The 23,211-nt window shown below is 68.5% G+C and carries 19 protein-coding genes and 2 tRNA genes; 7 read left to right on the forward strand and 14 right to left on the reverse strand.

The features are described 5' to 3' along the window. Positions 1-3: 3 nt before the first annotated feature. Both LOKHON_RS12855 and LOKHON_RS16220 read right to left on the reverse strand, forming a co-directional pair. Entirely contained in the window at positions 4-1,929 is a 1,926-nt protein-coding gene (locus LOKHON_RS12855) for a monovalent cation:proton antiporter-2 (CPA2) family protein (RefSeq protein ID WP_017927075.1), read from the reverse strand. Between the two features lie 57 nt (positions 1,930-1,986). After that, the gene (locus LOKHON_RS16220; RefSeq protein WP_017927076.1) at positions 1,987-4,857 is read right to left on the reverse strand and encodes a hypothetical protein; all 2,871 of its coding nucleotides are present in this window, start codon (positions 4,855-4,857) and stop codon (positions 1,987-1,989) included. A 169-nt stretch (positions 4,858-5,026) separates the two neighbouring features. Between LOKHON_RS16220 and LOKHON_RS12865 the strand changes: the two genes are divergently transcribed. After that, on the forward strand, positions 5,027-5,731 hold the full coding sequence (locus LOKHON_RS12865; protein ID WP_017927077.1) for an SIMPL domain-containing protein: 705 nt from the start codon (positions 5,027-5,029) through the stop codon (positions 5,729-5,731). Positions 5,732-5,736: 5 nt separating this feature from the next. Here the strand turns inward: LOKHON_RS12865 and LOKHON_RS12870 are convergent, their stop codons facing one another. The 3 genes from LOKHON_RS12870 to LOKHON_RS16225 all read right to left on the reverse strand — a co-directional run bounded on the left by LOKHON_RS12870 (position 5,737) and on the right by LOKHON_RS16225 (position 7,424). Then, positions 5,737-6,267: a DUF421 domain-containing protein gene (locus LOKHON_RS12870; RefSeq protein ID WP_017927078.1), complete on the reverse strand. Its 531-nt coding sequence runs from the start codon at positions 6,265-6,267 to the stop codon at positions 5,737-5,739. 22 nt (positions 6,268-6,289) lie between these two features. After that, complete coding sequence (locus tag LOKHON_RS12875; RefSeq protein ID WP_017927079.1) at positions 6,290-7,267, reverse strand: hypothetical protein; 978 nt, start codon at positions 7,265-7,267, stop codon at positions 6,290-6,292. A 73-nt stretch (positions 7,268-7,340) separates the two neighbouring features. Further along, positions 7,341-7,424 (reverse strand) — tRNA-Tyr (locus tag LOKHON_RS16225). 165 nt (positions 7,425-7,589) lie between these two features. On the opposite strand from LOKHON_RS16225, the gene rlmB reads away from it, so the two are divergent. Next, complete coding sequence (rlmB, locus tag LOKHON_RS12880) at positions 7,590-8,381, forward strand: 23S rRNA (guanosine(2251)-2'-O)-methyltransferase RlmB (protein ID WP_017927080.1); 792 nt, start codon at positions 7,590-7,592, stop codon at positions 8,379-8,381. A gap of 168 nt (positions 8,382-8,549) precedes the next feature. Here the strand turns inward: rlmB and LOKHON_RS12885 are convergent, their stop codons facing one another. Both LOKHON_RS12885 and hisF read right to left on the reverse strand, forming a co-directional pair. Then, entirely contained in the window at positions 8,550-8,861 is a 312-nt protein-coding gene (locus LOKHON_RS12885; RefSeq protein ID WP_017927081.1) for a phosphoribosyl-ATP diphosphatase, read from the reverse strand. After that, positions 8,858-9,619 (reverse strand): imidazole glycerol phosphate synthase subunit HisF, encoded by a 762-nt coding sequence (gene hisF, locus LOKHON_RS12890; RefSeq protein WP_017927082.1) that lies wholly within the window; start codon positions 9,617-9,619, stop codon positions 8,858-8,860. The genes LOKHON_RS12885 and hisF overlap by 4 nt, the downstream gene beginning before the upstream one ends. 112 nt (positions 9,620-9,731) lie before the next feature. On the opposite strand from hisF, the gene LOKHON_RS12895 reads away from it, so the two are divergent. After that, positions 9,732-10,178: a DUF302 domain-containing protein gene (locus tag LOKHON_RS12895; RefSeq protein ID WP_026147366.1), complete on the forward strand. Its 447-nt coding sequence runs from the start codon at positions 9,732-9,734 to the stop codon at positions 10,176-10,178. 96 nt (positions 10,179-10,274) lie between these two features. Here the strand turns inward: LOKHON_RS12895 and hisA are convergent, their stop codons facing one another. Further along, positions 10,275-10,997, reverse strand: a complete 723-nt coding sequence (gene hisA / locus LOKHON_RS12900) for a 1-(5-phosphoribosyl)-5-[(5-phosphoribosylamino)methylideneamino]imidazole-4-carboxamide isomerase (RefSeq protein WP_017927084.1) — start codon at positions 10,995-10,997, stop codon at positions 10,275-10,277. Positions 10,998-11,130: 133 nt separating this feature from the next. Between hisA and LOKHON_RS12905 the strand changes: the two genes are divergently transcribed. Continuing rightward, positions 11,131-11,520 (forward strand): DUF2147 domain-containing protein, encoded by a 390-nt coding sequence (locus tag LOKHON_RS12905; RefSeq protein WP_017927085.1) that lies wholly within the window; start codon positions 11,131-11,133, stop codon positions 11,518-11,520. Between the two features lie 64 nt (positions 11,521-11,584). Further along, positions 11,585-12,391, forward strand: coding sequence for an alpha/beta fold hydrolase (locus LOKHON_RS12910; RefSeq protein WP_017927086.1), 807 nt, complete (start codon positions 11,585-11,587; stop codon positions 12,389-12,391). A gap of 52 nt (positions 12,392-12,443) precedes the next feature. Here the strand turns inward: LOKHON_RS12910 and hisH are convergent, their stop codons facing one another. The 6 genes from hisH to LOKHON_RS12940 all read right to left on the reverse strand — a co-directional run bounded on the left by hisH (position 12,444) and on the right by LOKHON_RS12940 (position 19,884). Further along, positions 12,444-13,085 carry an imidazole glycerol phosphate synthase subunit HisH gene (gene hisH, locus LOKHON_RS12915; protein WP_017927087.1) on the reverse strand — a complete coding sequence of 214 codons (642 nt, stop codon included), beginning with the start codon at positions 13,083-13,085 and terminating at the stop codon, positions 12,444-12,446. Next, positions 13,082-13,669: an imidazoleglycerol-phosphate dehydratase HisB gene (gene hisB / locus LOKHON_RS12920; protein ID WP_017927088.1), complete on the reverse strand. Its 588-nt coding sequence runs from the start codon at positions 13,667-13,669 to the stop codon at positions 13,082-13,084. The genes hisH and hisB overlap by 4 nt, the downstream gene beginning before the upstream one ends. Positions 13,670-13,758: 89 nt before the next feature. Then, positions 13,759-13,833: transfer RNA gene (locus LOKHON_RS12925), tRNA-Gly, on the reverse strand. A 158-nt stretch (positions 13,834-13,991) separates the two neighbouring features. Continuing rightward, complete coding sequence (locus tag LOKHON_RS12930; protein ID WP_017927090.1) at positions 13,992-14,381, reverse strand: VOC family protein; 390 nt, start codon at positions 14,379-14,381, stop codon at positions 13,992-13,994. Beyond that, complete coding sequence (locus LOKHON_RS12935; protein WP_017927091.1) at positions 14,378-17,821, reverse strand: pyruvate carboxylase; 3,444 nt, start codon at positions 17,819-17,821, stop codon at positions 14,378-14,380. The genes LOKHON_RS12930 and LOKHON_RS12935 overlap by 4 nt, the downstream gene beginning before the upstream one ends. A gap of 284 nt (positions 17,822-18,105) precedes the next feature. After that, positions 18,106-19,884, reverse strand: coding sequence for a sensor domain-containing diguanylate cyclase (locus LOKHON_RS12940; RefSeq protein ID WP_017927092.1), 1,779 nt, complete (start codon positions 19,882-19,884; stop codon positions 18,106-18,108). 192 nt (positions 19,885-20,076) lie between these two features. On the opposite strand from LOKHON_RS12940, the gene LOKHON_RS12945 reads away from it, so the two are divergent. After that, on the forward strand, positions 20,077-22,476 hold the full coding sequence (locus LOKHON_RS12945; protein ID WP_017927093.1) for an ATP-dependent helicase: 2,400 nt from the start codon (positions 20,077-20,079) through the stop codon (positions 22,474-22,476). A 37-nt stretch (positions 22,477-22,513) separates the two neighbouring features. After that, positions 22,514-23,131 carry a LysE/ArgO family amino acid transporter gene (locus tag LOKHON_RS12950; RefSeq protein ID WP_017927094.1) on the forward strand — a complete coding sequence of 206 codons (618 nt, stop codon included), beginning with the start codon at positions 22,514-22,516 and terminating at the stop codon, positions 23,129-23,131. Positions 23,132-23,211 lie beyond the last annotated feature (80 nt).

The following is a 23,211-nucleotide window of genomic DNA, read 5'->3' on the forward strand; positions in this document are numbered from 1 at the left end:
CCCTCAGCCGCGATCCTTGCTGCGGTAGCCCACCTCGCTCTCGGCGGCCTCGGCCTCGTCGGGGTCGCCCTGCGGGTGCAGCCGCTCAAGGATCGTGGTTTCGAGATCCTTGTTCAGCTCGCGCGCGCGGGCCACGTATTCGGGGTTCTGCGACACCGGCACGCCGGGCTTCCAAAGCTGCGCCAGCTCGCGCACCACCGCCCGGTCGCTGTGGTAATAGGCCATCTCGACCTCCGAGGCCTCGAACTTCGACAGGCCCATGTTCTCCAGCACGTAGCGCCCGGCGCGCAGGCTCGAATCGAACAGCTCGCGCACGATGTCGTTCGCCCCCGCCTGGAACAGCTGGTAGACATGCTCGCGGTCATAGGCGCGCGCCACGATGTGCAGGTCGGGCCGCTGTGCGCGGGCATGGCGCACCAGCTTGAGCGCGGCGTTGCGGTCGTCGAGCGCGACCACCAGCACCTTGGCCGTCTCCAGCCCCGCGGCATGCAGGATGTCGGGCCGGGTCGGATCGCCGAAGAATCCCGAAAAGCCGAAACGGCGCATGGTTTCGACCATCTCCATGTCGTGGTCGAGCACGACGGTGTCGAGACCCGCGCCTTGGACGAGACGGCTCACCACCTGGCCGAAACGGCCGATTCCGGCGATGATGATCGGCGCCTGGTGATCGATCTCGTCGGGGTCGGGATCGGGCGCTTTTTCGGCGCGCTTCACGAGCTGTTCGTAGAGGATGAACAGCAGCGGCGTCACCAGCATCGACAGCGCGATCACGAGGCGGATCATCTCGGCATCGCCCTGCGCCAGCACGCCCTGCTGCAGCGAGAAGGACGACAGCACGAAGCCGAATTCGCCCGCCTGCGCCAGCGCCAGCGTGAACAGCCAGCGGTCGCGGGTGTGCATCTTGGCCAGCCGCGCGAGCAAGTAGAGCACGCCGCCCTTGATGACGATCACCCCGAGCGTCAGCGCCACGATCTGCAACGGGCTGCGCAACAGCACGCCGAAATCGATGCCCGCGCCCACGGTGATGAAGAACAGCCCCAGCAAAAGCCCCTTGAAGGGTTCGAGGTCGCTCTCCAGCTCGTGTCGGAATTCGGAGTTGGCGAGCACCACGCCCGCCAGAAAGGTGCCGAGCGCGGGCGACAGGCCCACGAGCTCCATCAGCACCGCGATCGAGACCACCATCAGCAGGCCGAGCGCGGTGTAAAGCTCGCGCAGCCGCGCATGGTGGATGTAGCGAAACACCGGCCGCGTCAGGTAGATGCCCGCCAGCACCACCACCGCCACCGCGCCCAGCGTCACCAGCGTGACGGCCCAGCCGGGCAGGTTCTCGATCAGGGTGCGCGCGGCCTCGACCTCGCGGGCGCCGGGGGCGTCGGGATTGGCCGGGGCCTCATGCGCGGAACCGCCGCCATGCCCCGACACCGCCAGAAGCGGCAGCAGCGCCAGCATCGGGATCACCGCGATGTCCTGCGTCAGCAGCACCGAAAACACCGAGCGCCCGCCTTGGGTCTGCATCAGCCCCTTTTCCGACAGGGTCTGCAGCACGATGGCGGTCGAGGACAGCGCAAAGATCAACCCGGTGGCCAGCGCCACCCGCGGATCGAGCCCGAGCAGGCTTCCGGCGCCGAAGATCAGGCCGGTGGTCAGCACGACCTGCACGCCGCCCAGCCCGATCAATCGTTGTCGCATGTTCCAAAGCGCGCGCGGCTCCAGTTCGAGACCGATCAGGAACAGCATCATCACCACGCCGAACTCGGCGAAATGCTGAAGATCCTCGGTCTCCGAACCGACCAGCCCGGTGGCGGGCCCGATGATGATCCCGGCGGCGAGATAGCCCAGAACCGAACCGAGCCCGAGACGGGCGGCGAGCGGCACCGCGATCACCGCGGCGCCGAGATAGATCGTGGCTTGTAAAAGAAATCCCTGCATGTCTCAGCTATCGCCTCTGGTCGCGGCAAAGGCAACGCGGCGATGGGGACAACCGGTTCAGTCGGGGATCTTCAGGACCTGCGTGCGGCCGCGCCGGACATAGTTCAGCACGTCGTCGCCGATCGCCGTGACGCGGCCGCCGTCGAGGCTGTCGCCGATGCCGACGCGCAGGTAGCGGCCGTTTTGCATGCGGATCAGGGCCCGGCGCGCGCCGGGCTTTCCATAGACGCCGATGAGGTTGATGTCGCTCAGGTTGATGGCGTTGTTGCTGGTCGAGGCGCGGGCGACGCTGCCGGGCACCGGGCCATCGGGTGCGACGGTGGCGTTGGCGACCGGCTGCGCTTCGCCGCCTCCGCCGCCGCTTGGGGGGGCGGTGGCGCGGCTGCGGGCCACCACGCGGTCGAAATTGCGCGGCCTCTGATCGGGGCGGCGCGCGGTCGGCACAGCCTGCGGCGTGGCATTGGCGAGCGGATCCGGCGCATCGGCCATCAGCGAGGCCAGCGCGTCGGCCACGCTGGCGCGCACCGGCGGGGCGTCGGGGGCCGCGCCTACCGCCTGCGCCAGCGCGGCGGCCTGCGCATCTGCGGCCTGGGTCACCTGCGGTTCGGCATCCGGGACCAACCCTTCGGGCCGCAGCGGCGGGCGCGGGCCTTCATAGGCGGCAAGCGGTTCGGGCGCGGCCTCCTCGGGGCGACGGGCGGGCCGCAGCGCATCAAGCGCAACGCCGCCGGGGGTCACGGCCCCGGCGGCGTCCGCCTGCGCGTCGGTCTCCACGGTGTCCGGCCGGGTGGGCGGCACCACGGGAGGGGCGGCGGGTTGCGCCTCGGAGGCGTCGTCCCCGCTGCCGGGCACGACAATCGTGACCGGCTCACCCGAAGGGGCATCTTCCGGGGTCGCTTCGGCGTCGGCCTGTTGCTCGGGCGGCGGAGCCACCGTGCCGGGCCGGGTCGGCGGCACCGCGTCGGGCCGGCCTTCATAGATGACGAGCCCCTGTGGCGTCACCGTGCCTTCGGCGGTCGCGGCGATGAAGCCGCGCGCATCGCGGGCAAAGACGCTGCCCGCGGGCGGCGGGTCGGCCTGCATCGGCAGACCGCCATCGGGCGCTGCCGCCGCGAGACGCGTCCCGCCCGCCGTGGCGGAAACCGGTTCGAGCGCGACCGAAAGCGGCGTGCCGAACGGCTCCGCACGCGGCGTCAGCGGCAGGCGGGGCGCGCGCAGCCAGACGCCCGTGGCGGCATAGATGCGCTCGGCCTCGGCGGGGCTGACCGCCGCCGTGGGACCGGGATCGGGGGCCGGGTAGTCGTCGTAATCGGGCTGCGGCGCGGGCGTGGCTGTCGCGACGGGGTCGGAGGCGGGGTCTTGCGGTGCGGCGGCTGCGACGTCTTCGGCGGCCGGGGCGGCCGTCGGCGCTGCATCGCGCAACAGCCCGGCCTGCGGCTCTTCCTCGCCGCTGCCCAGCCACAGGCTGGCGAGCAGCGCCAGCACCGCGATCGCCACCACCGCCGCGATCAGGGCGACCCGGCCGGGGTGGCGTTCCGGCGCTGTGCTCCGCGCGCCGAATACGGTCATGCGCTCGCGTTCGCTGGCGCGATCATGGGCCTTTCGCGGGGTCGGGAGCGGGCGGCCGGCAGGCGTGTCGGCGGCAGGCGAGACAAGGGCCGCTCCTGCGGCAAGCGCCGCCGTTTCGGCATCGGCTCCTTGATCTGCCACGTCGTCCTTTTCGGGCATCGCGGGCATTGCGGCGGGCGGCGCGCCGGGCCGGGGCATGGCGGGCGGCATGATGCGGCGCGCGGACCCGTCCGGGCCGGGGGCGGGGGCGGGCTGCGCGGTGTCGCCGCGCGGCGGCAGCGGCGTGTCGGCGGGGGGCGTCACCGGGCGCGGCGGCGTCGGCGGCGTATCGAGGGCCGCGTCATCCTGCGCATCGGCGTGCTGCGCATCGTCGCCCTGCACGGGGTCGTCCTCCCCGGGACCGCGCGCCTCGGGCTCCACCGGCGGCGCGACCTGCGGCCGGGGTTCGGGCGTTCGGGCAGGAGGCGTGATGGCGAGCAGGTCGTCATCCTCGTCCATCTCCTGCGGCGCAGCCGCGCGGCTGCTGGCGGGGGCGGACGCGTCAGCCGCGGGCTCCGGCCGGGGCGGCTCGGCCATGGCGGCGCCGGGGGCGTCGGTGTCTTCCTCCGCCGGGCCGGGAGGCAGCGGTGCCGATGTTTCCGACGACGCGCCGACATCTTCGTGTGCCGCGGTGTCCGCGGCGTCGAGGGGTGGTTGCTGGGGACGGGGCAGGGCCGGGTCGGCCAGCGCGTCGGGAAGGGGGCCATCCGTCTCCGGCGGCGGAATGTCGTCCACCTCCGGCGGCAGGGTGTCGTCCACCTCCGGCGTCAGGGACGCGTCTTCTGCAAGGGGGACGGGCACGGGCTCCGACGGAACCTCGTGCACGGGATCGTCGTCGCGCGCCACGGCGGCACCGAGCCCGGGCACCGGGCCGAACAGCACCTCGCCCGGGAAATCGTCGGGCGCCGGCACGGCGGCGAAGGCCACCGGCTCCAGCGCATGTTCGCGCGCGAAGCTCTCGGCTTCCTCCAGCGTCTCGCGCGCCACCGCTGCGACATGGGTGCGCCCGGCCTCGACCACGAAATCGATCACCAGCTCGTCCACGGCGTAGGGCGTCGTGCCTTCGAGCGCGGTGGCCACCGCGTCCGCATCGCGCGCCCCGTCGAGCACGAGATAGCGGATCTGGTCGTTGGGAATGAGCAGCTTGGTGCGCAGCCCCTCGGGCGCATGGGCGAGCGCTGCCGCGCGCAACCGCGCGAGATCGCCCGAAAGGTCGGCGCTGTCGAGCGCCACCTCGCCGATGCGGGTCCATCCCGCGGTGCCGCGGTGCAGCAGTCTCAGGCCCTCGAGCGAGAGCGACAGGGCGAAGTTGGGTATCATGCGGCAGGCCTTAGCATCACTGGCGGGGTCCGGGAACAGACGCGCCAGACCGGCGGCATTTTGCAGGCAGCTTTCCGCGCGCGCAACCCGCCCGCGGCGGTTGTGATCGCACGGCTCTTGCGTCGCGCCGCGTCGCGGCGTTCGATGCGGCGAAAATCAGGAGGATACCATGAAACACGCCCCTCTCGCCGCGCTCGTCCTCATGGCCGGGCTGGCTACGGCTGCGACCGCCCAGCCGGTCGATCCCGCCCCCGCGCCCCCGCGCAGCATCACCGTCATCGGCGAGGGCCATGTCCGCGCCGTCCCGGAGCTGGCGCGGGTCCGGCTCGGGGTGAGCGAGACCGCCGACACCGCGCGCGCCGCGCTCGACGCGATGAACGCCGCGATGGGCCGGGTGCTCGCGCGGATCGAAGAGGCCGGAATCGCGCCCGAGAACGTCCAGACCGGTCAGCTCAGCCTCGGGCGCGATTATGCCCGCCCGCGCGACGGGGCGCGCGAGCCCGAAGGGTTCGTCGCCAGCACCATGGTTGAGATGCGCGTGACCGATCTTGATTCGCTGGGCGCGGTGCTCGACGCGGCGGTGGGCGAAGGCGCGAACCGGCTCGAGGGGATCGAATTCGCGCTGGCCGACCGTGCCGGTGCCCATGACGAGGCGCGCCGCGCCGCCGTGGCCGATGCCCGCGCCCGCGCAGAGCTCTATGCCGAGGCCGCCGGGGTAAAGCTGGGCCCGCTTCTGTCGCTGTCGGAATCGGGGGGCGGTCACGGGCCGCGTCCGATGATGGAGATGCGCATGGCCGCCGATGGGGGCGTCCCGATCGCGCAGGGCGAAGTCGAGATCTCGGCCGGGGTCAGCCTCGTCTACGGGATCGAGTGACCGCATCAGCCCCGCCTTGGCAGGTCGGCGCTGGCGAACTCCGCCGCGCCGCCGCCAGCGGGCTTGGGAATCACGCTGAAGGCGCCGTCGCTTTCGATTACCACGGCGGCGACCTCGTCGGCCGCGGCGCTGCCATTGCTGCGGATGATCGACAACAGCTCCTCTTCGGTCACCCGTTCGCGGCGCAGCGCGTCGTGCAGGATCTCGCCCTTGTGCATCAAGAGCCGCGGCTCGGAGCGCACCAGCCGCGCAAATCGCCCCGAGGCGACCGAGCCGCGCGCCACGGCGTATTGCAGCCCGATCAGCATGGCGAAGGCGGTCAGCCCCTCGGCCAGCGCCACGCTTTCCGACAAAAGGATCGTCGCCAGCGTCGAGCCGAGCGAGACGGTCACCACGAGATCGAAGGCGTTGAGCTTGGCCAGCGTCCGCTTGCCCGAGATGCGCAGGAAGGCGATGAGCCCGACATAGGCCAGCGCGCCGACGAGCACCGTGCGGATGATCCCGCTCCAGCCCTGAAACAGCATCTCCTCGATCATCGCGGCCTCCTGTGATGCGGTGTCACCTCATCCAGAACCCGTGGGCGCGCAGGATGGTTCGGATCTGCTTTTCCTGCGCGGGCAGGGCGGCGCGGTCGAACAGCGCGCGCGCCTTGGCCCCGCGCCCCTGATAGACCATGCGGCGCAGCGGCGCGTGCCGTTTCAGGAGCGTCTTGAGCCGGTTCGGCGCGGCCACGCGTTCGAGCGCCGCGACGACGGCATCGCTTTCGCGGGCATAGAGCAGCGGAAAGCTGCGGTAGTGGCAGGTGATCGCCCCGTCGAGCCCGTCGAGATCGTGACCGGGGCGGCCGCCGCCAAGGGAATGGATCACCAAGGGCAGCGCCACTTGGTCGAGCCACGGGGTAAAGGGCTGCTGCGCCACCTGCGCGGGCGGGTCGTCGCGGATCGCGACCGCGAACGCGCGAAACCGCGCCCCGAAGGCCTGCGCGTCGGGGCCGCAGAACCAGCCCGCGTTGAAATAGAGATGACGTTTCCAGCATTCCTCGGGCTGCGACGGATCGAGCGAGCTTTCGAAATCGAGCCCGAACCGGTCGTAGAGCGACCGCCAGCTTTCGCTATACCCGAGCCAGCCAGGGGTCGGGACCGGCCATGTGCCCTCGCGCCGCATCGAGGCGGCGGGGGCCACGCTGTTGATCGGCAGCGCGCCGATATCGCCCAGGATCAGCGTGTCGCTGTCGAGAAACAAAAACGGCGCGGCGGGCAGGGCGGCGAGCGCCTCGATCTTGTTGCCATGCGGGTAGGCGCTGCCGAAATGCCGGTTCTCGAAGGGCAGGATCTCGGCGCCCAGATCGCGCAGCATGGCGCGGGTTTGCGCGCTCATGCGTGGATCTTCGTGCCAGAGCGGTCCGGGCTGCGGTTCGGCCACGATCAGGCGGCCCGCGAATCCCGGCGCATGGGCGCGCAAGGAGGCCGCGAGCAATAGCGCCTCGGTCTCGATCCGGCCCGACTGGCCGATGATGACGATGTCGAACTGACCCATGCGCGTTCCCCCGCGCGACCCTATGAAGGGTCACGGGGTCGGTCAAACCACCATCTCGCGCAAAGGGGGGGAGTGGTGGGCGACCCTGGAATCGAACCAGGCGTGGGTCTCCCCGGCGGAGTTACAGTCCGCTGCCGCACCTTGCAGCTCGTCGCCCGCAGCCGGGTCTCGACCCGGTGCGAGAGCGGGAATACGCGTGAGGCCGGGGGGCGTCAACCTCAAAATCCGGCTTCCCCGACGGCGGGTCACGCGCGCCGCTTCGGCTGGACTTCGCGGGCCCGAGCGCGCAATCAGGCGGGGCCTGAGCACAGCGGAGAACGCCATGAAGAAGCCGAAATGGGTGATCGAGAAGGAACAGTCCAAACGCGCCTCGGCCGCCGAGACGGTCTGGCTTTTCGGGCTGCACGCGGTGCGCGATGCGCTGATGAACCCCCGGCGTGAACGGCTGCGGCTCGTCGTGACGCTGAACGCGCAGGCCAAGCTGGCCGACGCCATCGCCGAAAGCGGCATGGAGCCGGAGATTTCGGATGCGCGCAAGTTCGCGGCGCCGATCGATGCCGATTCCGTGCATCAGGGCGCCGCGCTCGAAGTCAAACCGCTCGACTGGGGCTCGCTCGACGATATCGCGCTGGGCGGGGAGCGGACGGGGCCGCCGCGGCTCCTGCTGCTCGACCGGGTGACCGATCCGCACAATGTGGGCGCGATCCTGCGTTCGGCGGAGGTGTTCGGCGCGCGCGCGGTGATCGGCGTGCAGCGCCATTCGGCGCCCGAAACCGGGGCGCTGGCCAAGACCGCCTCGGGCGCGCTCGAACGTCAGCCCTATCTGCGGGTGCGCAACCTCGCCGACACGATGGGGCGGCTGAAGGAAATGGGCTATCTGGTGCTGGGCCTCGCGGGCGAGGCGGAGCAGAGCATCGAGCAGGCGATCGAAGGCAAGCGCGACCGCCCCGTGGCGCTGGTGCTCGGCGCCGAAGGGCCGGGGCTCAGGGAGCGCACGCGCGAAACCTGCGACGCGCTGGTGCGGATCGACGCGGCGGGGGGCTTTGGCTCACTCAACGTGTCGAACGCCGCTGCCGTGGCGCTCTATGCGGCACGGGCCACAACCTCCACGTGATCCGCCGCGGCGCGGCGGTCGCGTTCACAAGTTGGGGATGGGTTCTATTCGTGGAACCTTTTGCCGGGTAGGATGTTACCCATGAGCGCGTATCTGGAACATATGCGTTTCATTTCACTGTCCCTCGTTCCACACCTCTGAGCCCGGGCCGATGCCCGGGCTTTTTTTCTATTCGGGCCGGGCCGCCTTTTCGGCGATCCCCGACCGTCCCTCGCGGCGCGCCAGCTCGGTTTCGATGTCATCGAGGCTCACATCGCGCGCGGCGCACATCACCAGCAGGTGATACAGCGCATCGGCGGCCTCTGATGTGAGCTTCTCGCGGTCGCCCTTCACCGCTTCGATGATCGCCTCGACCGCCTCCTCGCCGAACTTCTCGGCGCATTTCTCGGGGCCCTTGGCCAGAAGCTTCGCGGTCCAGCTGGTGTCCGGGTCGGCGCCGCGGCGCGAAAGAATCGTCGCGGCGAGATCATGCAGGCTCATGCCATCCTCATCGGAATGCCGGCCGCGGCCATGTGTGCCTTGGCTTCGGCGATGGAATACGTGCCGAAATGGAAGATCGAAGCCGCCAGAACGGCGCTCGCGCCACCCTCGGTGACCCCTTCGACGAGATGGTCGAGCGTGCCGACGCCGCCCGAGGCGATCACGGGGATGTCGACCGCGTCGGAGATCGCGCGGGTCAGGGCCAGGTTGAAGCCCTGGCGCGTGCCGTCGCGATCCATCGAGGTCAGCAGGATCTCTCCCGCGCCGCGCGCCTCCATGTCGCGCGCGAATTCGACCGCGTCGATGCCGGTGGGCTTGCGGCCGCCATGGGTGAAAATCTCCCAGCGGCCCGGCTCCACCGTCTTGGCGTCGATCGCCACCACGATGCATTGCGCGCCGAAGCGCTGCGCGGCCTCGGTGACCACCGTGCGGTCGGCCACGGCGGCCGAGTTGAAGCTCACCTTGTCGGCACCCGCGAGTAGCAGCGCGCGCACGTCGTGATGGCTGCGCACACCGCCGCCCACGGTGAGCGGGATATAGCAGCTTTCGGCGGTGCGGCGCACGAGATCGAACATCGTGCCGCGATTCTCGTGCGTGGCGTGAATGTCGAGAAAGCACAGCTCGTCGGCGCCCGCGGCGTCATAGGCGCGCGCGGCATCCACCGGGTCGCCCGCATCGCGCAGGTCGACGAAATTGACGCCCTTCACCACGCGGCCATCGGCCACGTCGAGACAGGGGATGATGCGGGTCTTGAGCATGGGCGGCCTCCGGGCTGTCGCGGTCCTTCTAGCGCCCAAGGCGGGCCGGGGCCAGTGCCGGAACGGAACGCCGGGTTTCTCGTTGGGCGGCAGCACAATGGGAGCATTTCACATGAAACGCACGATCCTCGCAGGCTTTGCCGCCGCCACTCTCGCAGCCCCTGCCATGGCCGACACCGAAACCATGCAGGCCACCGGCTCCGTCGCCGAGGTCATGGACCGGCTCGAAGCGGCCGTGACCGAGGCGGGCGCCACCGTCTTTGCGCGCGTCGATCACGGCGCCGGGGCCGAAAAGGCGGGCATGACGCTGGCCGACAGCCAGCTGCTGATCTTCGGCAACCCGCAGCTCGGGACGCCGGTGATGCAGGAGGACCCGCTCGCCGGTCTCTACCTGCCGCTCAAGATCCTCGCCTATGATGACGGGTCGGGGCAGGTCTTCGTCGCCTATGAGGAGCCGGAGGAGAGCTTTGACGATCTCGCGGTCGATGATGACCTCGAGGCGATCGAAAAGATGGAGAATGCCCTGGAGAAATTCGCCAAGGCGGCGGCGGGCAGCTGACCGTCGCGGGCGCGCCGGTCGGAAATGGCGGGCCATGCGTATTTGGAGAATGGTGAAAGGGGCACCGCGCGAGGGATCGGGCGGTGCCTCTCGGCATCAGCCCTGCAGGAGCGCCAGCGCTTCGGCGAGGTCGATCGCGCCGTCATAAAGCGCGCGGCCCGAAATCGCGCCGGCGATCACGCCGGTCCGTTGCAGCGATTTGAGATCGTCGAGCGAGGAGACGCCGCCCGAGGCGATCACCGGGATCGACACGGCGCGGGCGAGATCCTCGGTCGCCGCCACGTTCGGACCCGCCATCGCGCCGTCGCGGGCGATGTCGGTGTAGATGATCGCCGCGACCCCGGCATCCTGGAAGCTCTTCGCCAGGTCGGTGACCATCACGTCGGTCTCCTCGGCCCAGCCGCGCGTGGCCACGCGGCCATCGCGCGCGTCGAGCCCGACCGCGACCTTGCCCGGAAAGGCGCGGGCCGCCTCGCGCACGAGGTCGGGGTTTTCGACCGCCACCGTGCCGAGAATGACGCGGGCGAGACCCTTGTCGATCCATGTCTCGATCGTCTTCATGTCGCGGATGCCGCCGCCGAGCTGCGCAGGGGTTCCGGGGCAGGCCGCGAGAATAGCCTCCACCGCCGCGCCGTTGACCGGCTCACCCGCGAAGGCGCCGTTGAGATCGACGAGATGCAGCCACTCGGTGCCCGCCTCCACGAAGGCACGCGCCTGCGCCGCCGGATCGTCGTTGAACACCGTGGCCTTGTCCATCTCGCCGCGCAGCAGGCGTACGGCCTGGCCGTCCTTGAGGTCGATGGCGGGGTAGAGGATCATGGCAATGTCTCCGCAGGCAGGTGATGCGCCCGCGCTGTGGCATGCGGGGCCGCCGGATGCAACGCCACGTCAGCCTTGCCAGCCGGGGTGACGTTCGGGTCAGCTTCGCCTCATGATTGAGGAGGAGACGATCATGAAGAAACTGGCATGGGCCGCATGCGCGCTCGTGGCGCTGGCGGGGGCGGCCGCGGCCGAACCGCTCGTGGGGACCTGGCGCACCGCGCCGGACGACAACGGCAACAGCGGGCTTGTGCAGGTCGCACCCTGCGGCGCGCAGCTTTGCGGCCAGCTCGTGAAAGCCTTCGGGCCGGGTGGCGCCGAGATCGCCTCGCCCAATCTGGGGCGCAACATCATCTCCGAAACGGTGGCCAAGGGCGGCGGTGAGTATCGCGGCAAGGTCTTCGCCCCCGACAGCGGCAAGACCTACAACTCCAAGCTGATGCTGAGCGGCTCCAGCCTCTCGGTTTCGGGCTGCGTGCTGGGCTTCTGCCGCGAAGGCGGCGTCTGGCAGAAGGTGCAATAGATCCCGGAACAGCGCGGGGGGTGCCGGGGTTTTTCCGGCGACACGACCAAGGGAAGGACATCGCATGCCCCTCGTCACCACCAAGGACCAGACCCAGCTCTACGTGAAGGATTGGGGGGAAGGCCGCCCCGTGGTGCTGATCCATGGCTGGCCGCTCAACTCCGACAGCTGGGAATATCAGGCGGTGCGGCTGGCCGAGGCGGGCCACCGGGTCGTGGCCTATGACCGGCGCGGCTTCGGCCGCTCGGGCCAGCCCTTCGCGGGTTATGATTACGACACCATGGCCGACGATCTCGACACGGTGATCCGTGAGCTCGATCTCAAGGACACCGCCATCGTCGGCTTTTCCATGGGGGGCGGCGAGGTGGCGCGCTACATGTCGCGCCACGAGGGACGCAATCTCCGCGCCGCAGGGCTGATCGCCTCGGTCGCGCCGGGGATGCTGAAATCCGGCGACAATCCCGATGGCGTCACGCCCGACGTGTTCGAAGGCATGAAGGCGGGGTTGCGCAAGGATCGGCCCGAATTCCTGCGCGAGTTCTTCAAGAGCTTCTATGGCAACAAGGTCAGCGATGGCGTGCTGCACTGGTCGCTGATGATGGCGATGCAGGCCAGCCCCAAGGCCACGCTCGATTGCGTCGACGCCTTCGGCACGACCGACTTCACCGGGGACATGAAGGCCTTTGATGTGCCGACATTGGTGGTGCATGGCGCCAAGGACGAAACCGTGCCCGCAGATCCGTCGGGCCGCCGCGCGGCCAAGCTGATCGGGGACAAGGCCACGCTCAAGGAATACGACGACGCGCCGCACGGGCTCACCGCGACCCATGCCGACAGGCTCTACGAAGATCTCGCCGCTTTCCTGAAGTGACGGGTCTGCCCGCGACACGAAAAGGCCCGCGTCTCGCGCGGGCCTTTTGCCGTCAGGGGGTCCAGTTCAAAAAGTTGGCGATGAGCCGCAGCCCCGCTGCCTGGCTCTTCTCGGGGTGGAACTGCGCGCCCACCACGTTGCCGCGCCCCACCACCGCCGTCACCGGCCCGCCGTAATCGACATGGGCGAGCAGCGTGTCGGGATCGGTCGGGCGGAATTGCCAGCTATGCACGAAATAGGCGTGATCGCCGGTCGAGATGCCTGCCAGCACCGGGTGGGGGCGATCGATGACGAGGTCGTTCCAGCCCATATGCGGCACCTTGAGCGCGGCATCGCCGGGCTCGATCTTCACGATCTCGCCGGGAATCCAGCCCAAACCCTCGGTACGCTCGTATTCATGGCCTGTCTCGGCCAGAAGCTGCATGCCGACGCAGATGCCGAGAAAGGGGCGGCCTTTCTTTTCCACCGCCTCGACCAATGCATCAAGCAGGCCGGGCTGGGCCGAAAGCGCGTTCCGGCAATGCGGAAACGCGCCGTCGCCGGGAAGCACGATCCGATCGGCGCGGGCCACGTCCTCGGGGCGCGAAGTGACGATCACCTCGCCCGCATCGCCCTCGCGCGCCATGCGCTCGAACGCCTTCTGGGCCGAGTGCAGGTTGCCGCTTTCATAGTCGATCAGCGCGGTAAGGCTCATAGCGCCCCCTTGGTCGATGGAATGGCATCCGCGCGCCGCGGATCGGGTTCGACCGCCTCGCGCAGCGCGCGGGCGACGGCCTTGAAGGCGGCTTCGGCGACGTGGTGGGTGTTGTGGCCATGCAGCCGGTCGATATGCAGCGTGATGCCGCCATGGGTGGCCAGCGCCTGAAAGAATTCCTGCACCAGCTCGGTGTCGAAGCTGCCGATCTTGGCGGCGCGGAAGTCGAGATTGCAGATCAGGAAGGGCCGGGCCGACAGGTCGAGCGCGCAGCGCACCTGCGCGTCGTCCATCGCGAGATGGCACGACCCGTAACGGCGGATGCCCGTCTTGTCGCCCAGCGCCTGTTTCAGCGCCTGTCCCAGCGCGATACCGGTGTCCTCGACCGTGTGGTGATCGTCGATATGCAGGTCGCCCTCGGCGCGGATCCGCATGTCGATCAGCGCATGGCGCGACAGCTGGTCGAGCATGTGGTCGAAAAAGCCGACGCCGGTCTTGTTGTCGTAGACGCCGGTGCCGTCGAGATCGATCTCGACCTCGATCGATGTCTCGGCGGTGCTGCGGGTGATCTTGGCGGTGCGCATCGCATCCCTCATTGACGTGTCGGTGCCGTCTATAGGGCGGGCCGGGGCCGGGGCCAAGGCGCTGTCTGCGATGTCGGGAAGATCGAAACTGGAGCGGGTGATGAGATTCGAACTCACGACCCTTACCTTGGCAAGGTAATGCTCTACCCCTGAGCTACACCCGCTTCCGTTTCGTGTGGCGGATGTAGCCAAGGCAGCCGGGGGGTGCAAGCGGAAAAACGACGGTTCGGGGCGGAAATTTTCGGCCCGTCCGGGCGGGGGCGAACACGGCGCGCGGCATTCGGTGGCGCGCGCCGTGTTCTGGTTGACCGGCGCCCTCGGATCAGGCCGGGTGCGCCGGTTCGATCAGGTCCCAGCGGTTGCCCCACGCATCGCGAAACACCGCCACGATGCCATAGGGCTCGTGGCGCGGTTCTTCCTCGAACACCACGCCGGCGCTGCGCATCCGCGCGTGTTCGCGGGCGAAATCGTCGGTTTCGAGATACAGCCAGACCCGGCCGCCGCCCTGCGCGCCGATGGCGGCACGCTGCGCGGGGCCGTCGGCGCGGGCAAGGATGAGCCCGGCGCCGCCCGAAGACGGCACCACCCGGACCCAACGCTTGTCGCCCATGTCCACGTCCTCGGCGAGCACGAAGCCCATCGGGCCGGTGAAGAAGGCGATCGCCTCGTCGTAATCGGGCACGACGAGGCTGACCGCGCCGATCCGGCTCATTCCAGCTCCACCAGCAGGTCCTTGGCGTCGATCTGCGCGCCGGGGGTGACATGCACCGCCTTGATGGCGCCGTCGCGCTCGGCATGCAGGCCGGTTTCCATCTTCATCGCCTCGATGGTCAAGAGCAGGTCGCCCTGCTTCACCTTGCGGCCGGGCTGGGCGACCACGGTGGAAACCACGCCGGGCATCGGCGCGCCGACATGGGCGGGATTGCCGATCTCGGCCTTGGGGCGCTTTTGCGCCTTGGCCGCGACCTTGCGGTTGGGCACGCGCACCGTGCGCGGCTGGCCGTTGAGTTCGAAGAACACCCGCACCTCGCCGTCATCGCCGGTCTCGCCCACCGCCTGCAGCCGGATTTCCAGCGTCTTGCCGGGGTCGATCTCGGCCGAGACCTCTTCGCCTGGCTCCATGCCGTAAAAGAAGTTGCGGGTGGGCAGGGTGCGCACGGGGCCGTATTGCGCGTGGCGCTTGGCGTAATCGGTGAAGACCTTGGGATACATCAGGTAGCCCTGCAGATCCTCGTCATCGATCTCCATGCCGCCGCAGGCCTGCGCGGCCTCGGCGCGGGCGGCCTCGAAATCGACGGGCTTGAGATGCTTGCCCGGCCGGTCCTTGAGCGGCTTTTCGCCCTTCAGCACCTTCTTTTGCAGCGCCGCGGGCCAGCCGCCCGGCGGTTGGCCGAGATTGCCCTTCATCATGTCGATCACGCTGTCGGGGAAGGACACGTCGTATGACGGGTCCTCGACCTGCTGGCGGGTCAGCCCCTGGCTCACCATCATCAGCGCCATGTCGCCCACCACCTTCGAGGACGGCGTGACCTTCACGATATCGCCGAACATCATGTTCACCTCGGCATAAGTCTTGGCGACCTCGTGCCAGCGCTCCTCGAGCCCGAGCGAACGCGCCTGCGCCTTGAGGTTGGTGAACTGCCCGCCGGGCATCTCGTGCAGATAGACCTCGGAGGCCGGGGCCTGCAGGCCGGATTCGAACGCCGCGTAATGGGCGCGCACCGTCTCGAAGTAGTTCGAGATCTCGCGGATCGCGTCGATGTCGAGCCCGGTGTCGCGCTCGGTGCCCGACAGCGCCTCGACGATCGAGCCCAGGGTGGGTTGCGAGGTGTTGCCCGAAAAGCTGTCCATCGCCGCGTCGATCGCGTCGACCCCCGCCGCCGCCGCCGCCATCACGGTCGAAATCGCAGCCCCCGAGGTGTCATGCGTGTGGAAGTGGATCGGCAGCCCGACCTCTTCCTTCAGCGCGGTGAAGAGACGGGTGGCCGCCGGGGCCTTCAAGAGACCGGCCATGTCCTTGAGGCCGAGCACATGCGCGCCCGCCTTTTCGAGATCCTTGGCCATGGCGACGTAGTATTTCAGGTCATACTTGTCGCGCGCCGGGTCGAGCAGGTTGCCGGTGTAGCAGATCGTGCCTTCGCAGACCTTGCCGGCATCGATCACCGCGTCCATCGCGACGCGCATGTTCTCGGTCCAGTTCAGGCTGTCGAAGACGCGGAACAGGTCGACGCCGCTGGCGGCGGCCTGCTTCACGAAGCCCTGCACCACGTTGTCGGGATAGTTGGTGTAGCCGACACCGTTCGAGGCGCGCAGCAGCATCTGCGTCATGATGTTGGGCATGTTGGCGCGGATGTCGCGCAGCCGCTGCCACGGGCATTCCTGCAAGAAGCGGTAGGCCACGTCGAAGGTCGCCCCGCCCCAGCATTCGACCGAGAACAGTTCCGGCAGGTTGGCGGCATAGGAGGGGGCCACGCGCACCATGTCGATCGACCGCATCCGGGTCGCCAGCAGCGACTGGTGACCGTCGCGCATGGTGGTGTCGGTGATCAAAAGCCGCTCTTGCGCCTTCATCCAGTCAGCGACGGCCTGGGGCCCCTGTTCGTCGAGGATCTGCCGGGTGCCGGCGAGCGGCTGCTCGACGCGCTGGGCGGGGGCGCGCGGCGCGCGGGCCTCGGCGCCGGGACGGGCGCGGCCCTCGGTTTCGGGGTGACCGTTCACGGTGATGTCGGCGACATAGCTCAGAAGCCGGGTGGCGCGGTCGCGGCGGCTGGCGAACTCGAACAGGCCGGGCGTCGTGTCGATGAACTTGGTGGTGTATTCGTTCGACAGGAAGGTCGGGTGCTTGAGCAGGTTGATGACGAAGTCGATGTTGGTCGAGACGCCGCGGATGCGGAATTCGCGCAGGGCGCGGTCCATCCGCGCGATTGCCATCTCGGGCGTCGGCGCGCGCGCCGTCACCTTGGTCAGCAGCGAATCGTAGAACCGGGTGATCACCGCGCCGGAATAGGCGGTGCCGCCGTCGAGCCGGATGCCCGGGCCGGTGGCCGAGCGGTAGGTCTGGATGCGGCCGTAATCGGGGATGAAGCTGTTCTGCGGATCCTCGGTGGTGACCCGGCATTGCAGCGCATGGCCGTCGAGCTTCACGTCATACTGGCTGGCGCAGCCCGTGGCCTCGACGATCGAGCGGCCTTCGGCGATCATGATCTGCGCGCGCACGATGTCGATGCCGGTGACTTCTTCGGTCACCGTGTGCTCGACCTGCACGCGGGGGTTCACCTCGATGAAGTAGAATTCGCCCGAATCCATGTCCATCAGGAATTCGACCGTGCCGGCGCATTCGTAGTTCACGTGCTGGCAGATCTTCTTGCCAAGATTGCACAGCTGTTCGCGCTGGGTGTGCGACAGGTAGGGGGCGGGGGCACGTTCGACGACCTTCTGGTTGCGGCGCTGCACCGAGCAGTCGCGCTCCCACAGGTGGTAGATCTGGCCATGCTGGTCGCCGAGGATCTGCACCTCGACATGGCGGGCGCGCAGGATCATCTTTTCGAGATAACCCTCGCCATTGCCGAAGGCGGCCTCGGCCTCGCGGCGGCCCTCGCGCACCTTCTCCTCCAGCTCGCTCTCATCCATGATCGGCCGCATGCCGCGGCCGCCGCCACCCCAGCTCGCCTTGAGCATGAGCGGGTAGCCGACCTCGGCGGCCTCCTTGCGGATCGCGTCTATGTCCTCGCCCAGCACTTCGGTGGCCGGGATCACCGGCACCTCGGCCTCGATGGCGACGCGGCGCGCGCTGGCCTTGTCGCCGAGCTTGCGCATCGTCTCGGCCTTGGGGCCGATGAAGGCGATGCCCTCGGCTTCGCAGGCATCGACGAATTCGGGGTTCTCGGAAAGCAGGCCATAGCCCGGATGGATCGCGTCGGCGCCCGACATCTTGGCGACGCGGATGATTTCGGGGATCGAAAGATAGGCCTGCACCGGCCCCAGCCCCTCGCCGATGCGGTACGCTTCGTCCGCCTTGAAGCGATGCAGGCCGAGCTTGTCCTCCTCGGCATAGACCGCGACGGTCTTCTTGCCCATTTCGTTCGCCGCGCGCATCACGCGGATCGCGATCTCGCCTCGATTGGCGATGAGGATCTTTTCGAACTCGGCCATGTCCACCCTTTCCGTTTGGTCAGGGCGCAGTCTAGGGTTTTCTGCAGTGCAGTATAGCCCCGACATGATGTGTCCGAACGCACCCGCCATGCTACTGATAGCGCTAACGGCGGGTCGGGCCCGCCTTGCCAGGCGCTCGGCTTCTCGGGCCGGGTGAGGAGGGTAACAGCCATTCAGCCTGGGCGTGTCGGCGCCGTTTCATGGCAAAGCCCTGCCGCGAAACGAGATTCGCATGGGCGCGGCGGCGGTTTGCCGGGACCGGGCGCGCCGGTCAGCTGGCCCCGTCAACTGGCCTTGCCGATCTGGACGGGCTCTTGCGGGGGGGCGGTGGCATCGGCGCCGGCCGTCTCCTCGCCCGCGATCGCCACCTGGTTGCGGCCGCGCGCCTTGGCGTCATAGAGCGCGTCATCGGCCGCCTTCATGAGCTGCTGCGGCATGGCGCCGTCATCGGGATGCATGGCAAGCCCGATCGAAACGGTGACGCGGGGCAGGGTCTTTTCGCCATAACGCACGCTGATGTGTTCGACCGCGTGGCGCAGCGCCTCGGCGCGCAGTGCCGCCGCCTCCGGGCCCAGGTCGGGCAGCAGCAGCATGAACTCCTCGCCGCCCATGCGGCAGGCGGTCTCGTCGCCGTCGCAGGCCTGTTCGAGCACCTTGCCCACCGCCCGCAGCACCATGTCGCCCGCGTCATGGCCATGCGTGTCGTTGAAGCGCTTGAAGTGATCTACGTCGATCGAAAGAATCGACAGGGGCCGGTCCTCGCGCCCGGACCGTTCAAGAAGACGGCGCAGCGTGTCGGTCAGGTGGCGGCGGTTGTAGAGCCCGGTCAGCGGATCGCGAATCGAACGGTCATGCAGCTGGTCGCGCATCTGCACGTTGGCGATGGCGAGGCTGATCTGTTCGGCGCACATCTGCGCGAGTTTCTGGCTGGCGCGGAAGTCCTCGACGCCAAGCCCCGGCCTGGCCTTGAGATGCAGCAGCCCCACCGTTTCGCCATGCGCGAGCACCGGAAAGCAGAAGGAGGGCCGGTCGTCCTGCGCCTCTGAATGGCCACAGGGGAAATCCACCTCGGAGGCGCCGAAGCTGTAGGTGCGCCCCCGGCGCAGGCCCCAGCAATCCTCGGCCCGGATGTGGTCGCAGTGATGCCCGCCATTCCAGCTTGCCGCGCCCATCAGCACGTCGCGTGAATTGGAGTAGACATAGACGCTTCCCTCGCAGTCGGGGAGGATGTGGCTCATGAAACGGCCGACCATCTCGAACAGCTCGCCCAGCGAGCGCGAGGATTGCAGCCATTCGTTCAACTCTCCCAGAAGCCGCACCTCGCGTGCAAGCCGCATCTGGTCGTCCATCATCTCGCGTTCCTTGAGCGCGCGCTGGCGCAGCATGCGGACCTGCGTGCGTCCGGCGTGGCGGATCACCACGCTGGTCAACAACAGCAGCAGCAGCGAGATGCTCGACAGCGCGAGAAAGATGTTGCGCAGCCGCTCGGTGAAGATGTGTCCCATTTCGGTGATGTCGGTATAGAACTCGATCGCGCCGACGAAGCGGCCATCATGCATCACCGGGGTATAGATCTCGGCCACGCAGAGCGTTTCGCCGGGCAGGTGGTGGTCATGTTCGGTGTGCAGGTGGCTGTCGACCTCCTCCATCGGCTTCATCTCGGCCTTGTAGTATTTCCGGCCGCGCGCCACGACGTCCTGAAAATAGGGTTTCTCGTTGACCGTGCCGACGTCCGAGGGGCGCGAGGACCAGAAGACGCGGCCATCGGCGGTGAACAGCTTGAAGCGGTAGATGTCCGACAAGGTCGTCACCTCGTCGAGCCATTCGGCGTCGGCGGCGGTGAGCTGGCCGCGTTCGAAGGTGAGGCTGCCGCCTTCGAGCGCGTACAGCACCCGTGTCCGCCAGTTCTCGGCTTCGTGGCTGATATCCTCGCGCATCATGCGATCGACCAGCGGTGTCGGCAGGTAGACCACCGACAGCCACGCGCTCGCCGTGGCCAGCCCGAGAAAGAGCACGAGCAGCATGTTGAGCCGCGGACGTCGGAAAAGGCGGGCATCGGTCATGAAATCCGTCCTGTGATTGCCGCGCCAGAATGGCCGCGCAGCCCTGCGGAGCGGTTAACGCGGGGGGCGCCACGGCGCTGCGCGGTGGCACAAACTGCCGAAGGTCCAAGGCAAAGACCCGGTTTGCGCCGCATTTCGAACATACAGGGAACGCTGCTTTTCTTCGCAGGGCAGGAGCGCTAGATTGGCGCCATGAGCAGCTTTTCCGATGACGAGGCCTTCGAGGCCGCCGCGCAACCCCTGTCACGCCGCGCCATGGCGCAGCCCGGCGGGGGCGCCCCCTATCTCGACGGGCTGAACCCGGCGCAGCGGCTCGCGGTCGAGACGATGGACGGCCCGGTGCTGATGCTGGCGGGCGCGGGCACCGGCAAGACCCGCGCGCTGACCGCGCGCATCGTGCACCTGATGCGCACGGGACGCGCGCGGCCCAACGAGATCCTCGCCGTGACCTTCACCAACAAGGCCGCGCGCGAGATGAAGGAGCGCATCGGCAAGATGCTCGGCGAAACGGTCGAGGGCCTGCCATGGCTCGGGACCTTTCACGCGATCTGCGTCAAGCTCTTGCGCCGCCATGCCGAGCTGGTGGGGCTGAAATCGAACTTCACGATTCTCGACACCGACGACCAGATCCGGCTTTTGAAGCAGCTGGTCGCCGCAGAGAACATCGACGACAAGCGCTGGCCCGCGCGGATGCTGGCGGGGATCATCGACGATTGGAAGAACCGCGCGCTGACGCCCGAGAACGTGCCCTCCGCCGACGCCTCGGCCTATGACGGTAAGGGCGCGAAGCTCTATGCCGCCTACCAGGCGCGGCTCAAGGAGCTGAACGCGGTCGATTTCGGCGACCTGCTGTTGCACATGGTCACGATCTTCCAAAGCCGCGAGGACGTGCTCGACCAGTATCGTCGCTGGTTCAAATACATCCTCGTGGACGAGTATCAGGACACCAACGCGGCGCAATATCTGTGGCTCAGGCTGCTGGCGGGCGGGCACAAGAACATCTGCTGCGTCGGTGATGACGACCAGTCGATCTATGGCTGGCGCGGCGCCGAGGTCGGCAACATCCTGCGCTTCGAAAAGGACTTCCCGGGCGCGGAGGTGATCCGGCTGGAGCAGAACTACCGCTCGACGCCGCATATCCTCGGCGCGGCCTCTGGCCTCATCACCGCCAACAAGGGACGCCTGGGCAAGACGCTCTGGACCGAGGCCGAGGAGGGCGAGAAGCTCCGCCTGATCGGCCATTGGGACGGCGACGAAGAGGCGCGCTGGGTCGGCGAGGAGATCGAGGCGGCGCAGCGCGGCACCCGCGGCATGGCGCCCATCGGGCTCGATTCCATGGCGATCCTGGTGCGCGCGTCGCACCAGATGCGCGCCTTCGAGGACCGGTTCCTGACCATCGGGCTGCCTTACCGCGTGATCGGCGGCCCGCGCTTTTACGAGCGTTTGGAGATCCGCGACGCGATGGCCTATTTCCGTCTCGCGGTGTCTCTCGACGACGACCTCGCCTTCGAGCGCATCGTCAACACGCCAAAGCGGGGCCTTGGCAACAAGGCGGTGCAGACGATCCAGATGACGGCCCGGTCGAACGGCGTCAGCCTCGTCGAGGGCGCGCGCATCGTGGTGCAGTCGAAGCTTCTGGGCGGCAAGGGGCTCAAGGAGCTGACCATCCTCGTCGATGCGCTCGACCGCTGGCACGGGCAGGTGGTGAACGAGAGCGACACCCATGTCGAGCTGGCCGAGATGATCCTCGACGAGAGTGGCTATACCGGCATGTGGCAGAACGACAAGACGCCCGAGGCGCCGGGTCGGCTCGAAAACCTCAAGGAGCTGGTCAAGGCGCTCGAAGGTTTCGACAGCCTGCAGGGCTTTCTCGAACATGTCGCGCTGATCATGGATCACGCGCAGGACGATGCGGGCGAAAAGGTGTCGATCATGACGTTGCACGGCGCCAAGGGGCTCGAGTTCCCGATGGTGTTCCTGCCGGGCTGGGAGGACGGGCTGTTCCCGTCGCAACGCTCGATGGACGAAAGCGGGCTGCGCGGATTGGAGGAGGAGCGGCGGCTGGCCTATGTCGGCATCACCCGCGCCGAACAGGTCTGCACGATCTCCTTTGCCGCCAACCGCCGCGTCTATGGCCAGTGGCAAAGCCAGCTGCCGTCGCGCTTCATCGACGAATTGCCCGAGACCCATGTCGAGGTGCTGACCCCGCCGGGGCTTTATGGCGGCAGCTATGGTGCCGCGGGCATGTCGTCGCAGGCCTCGCCGGCGATCAACGCGGCGCAGGGATCGCGCCTGCACGACAACGCGGCCAAGGCCGATGTCTACAACTCCCCCGGCTGGAAACGGCTGCAGGCGCGCGGCCAGCAGCGGCAGATGCGCCAGCCCGCCGAGACCCGCAACATCACCATCGACATGACGGCGGTGTCCTCCTTCACCGCTGGAGACCGGGTGTTTCACCAGAAATTCGGCTATGGCGAGGTGACGGGGGTAGAGGGTGACAAGCTCGACATTGCCTTCGACAAGGCCGGGCAGAAGAAGGTGGTGGCGCGTTTCGTCGTCGCCTCGGACCAGGCCGACGACGTGCCGTTCTGAGATTGCGGGGGCGGGGGGCTGCCGCTAAGGCAGGCGCATGGATGCCGGTTTCCTTTCCGCCTTTGCTGCCGGGCTCGCGCTCGGGCTGTCGCTGATCCTCGCGATCGGGGCGCAGAACGCCTTCGTCCTGCGGCAGGGGCTGCGCGGCGATCACGTGTTCGCCGTCGTGATGACCTGCGCGCTGTCGGACGCGGTGCTGATCACGGCGGGCGTGTCGGGCTTTGCCGCGCTGGCCGAGGCCGCGCCATGGATCGCGCCGCTGCTGCGCTGGGGTGGGGCGGCGTTCCTGATCGTGTATGGCGCGCGGGCCGCCTTGGCCGCATGGCGCGGCGGCGAAGCATTGCGCGCGGCCGATGACGGCGCGGCGGGGCTACGCCGGGCGGTGCTGACCTGCCTCGCGCTGACATGGCTCAACCCGCATGTCTATCTCGACACTCTGGTGCTTTTGGGCTCGATCGCCTCGCGCTTCGAGGGGCAGATCTGGGCCTTTGGCAGCGGCGCGGTCGTGGCATCGTTCCTGTTCTTCTTCGCGCTGGGCTTTGGTGCGCGGCTGTTGCGCCCGGTCTTTGCCCGGCCTGCCGCGTGGCGCGTGCTCGACGCCATCATCGCGCTGGTGATGTGGAGCATCGCCGCCGGGCTGGTCTGGGGCGGCTGAGGGCCACTTCGTTCCGCAAATACGCATGACCCGGCATCGGCCCGCGCCAAGGCCCGGGCTTGCATCCCGACCGGCTTTGG

The organism is Limimaricola hongkongensis DSM 17492, assembly GCF_000600975.2.
In the GTDB taxonomy this organism is placed as follows: Bacteria; Pseudomonadota; Alphaproteobacteria; order Rhodobacterales; family Rhodobacteraceae; genus Limimaricola; species Limimaricola hongkongensis.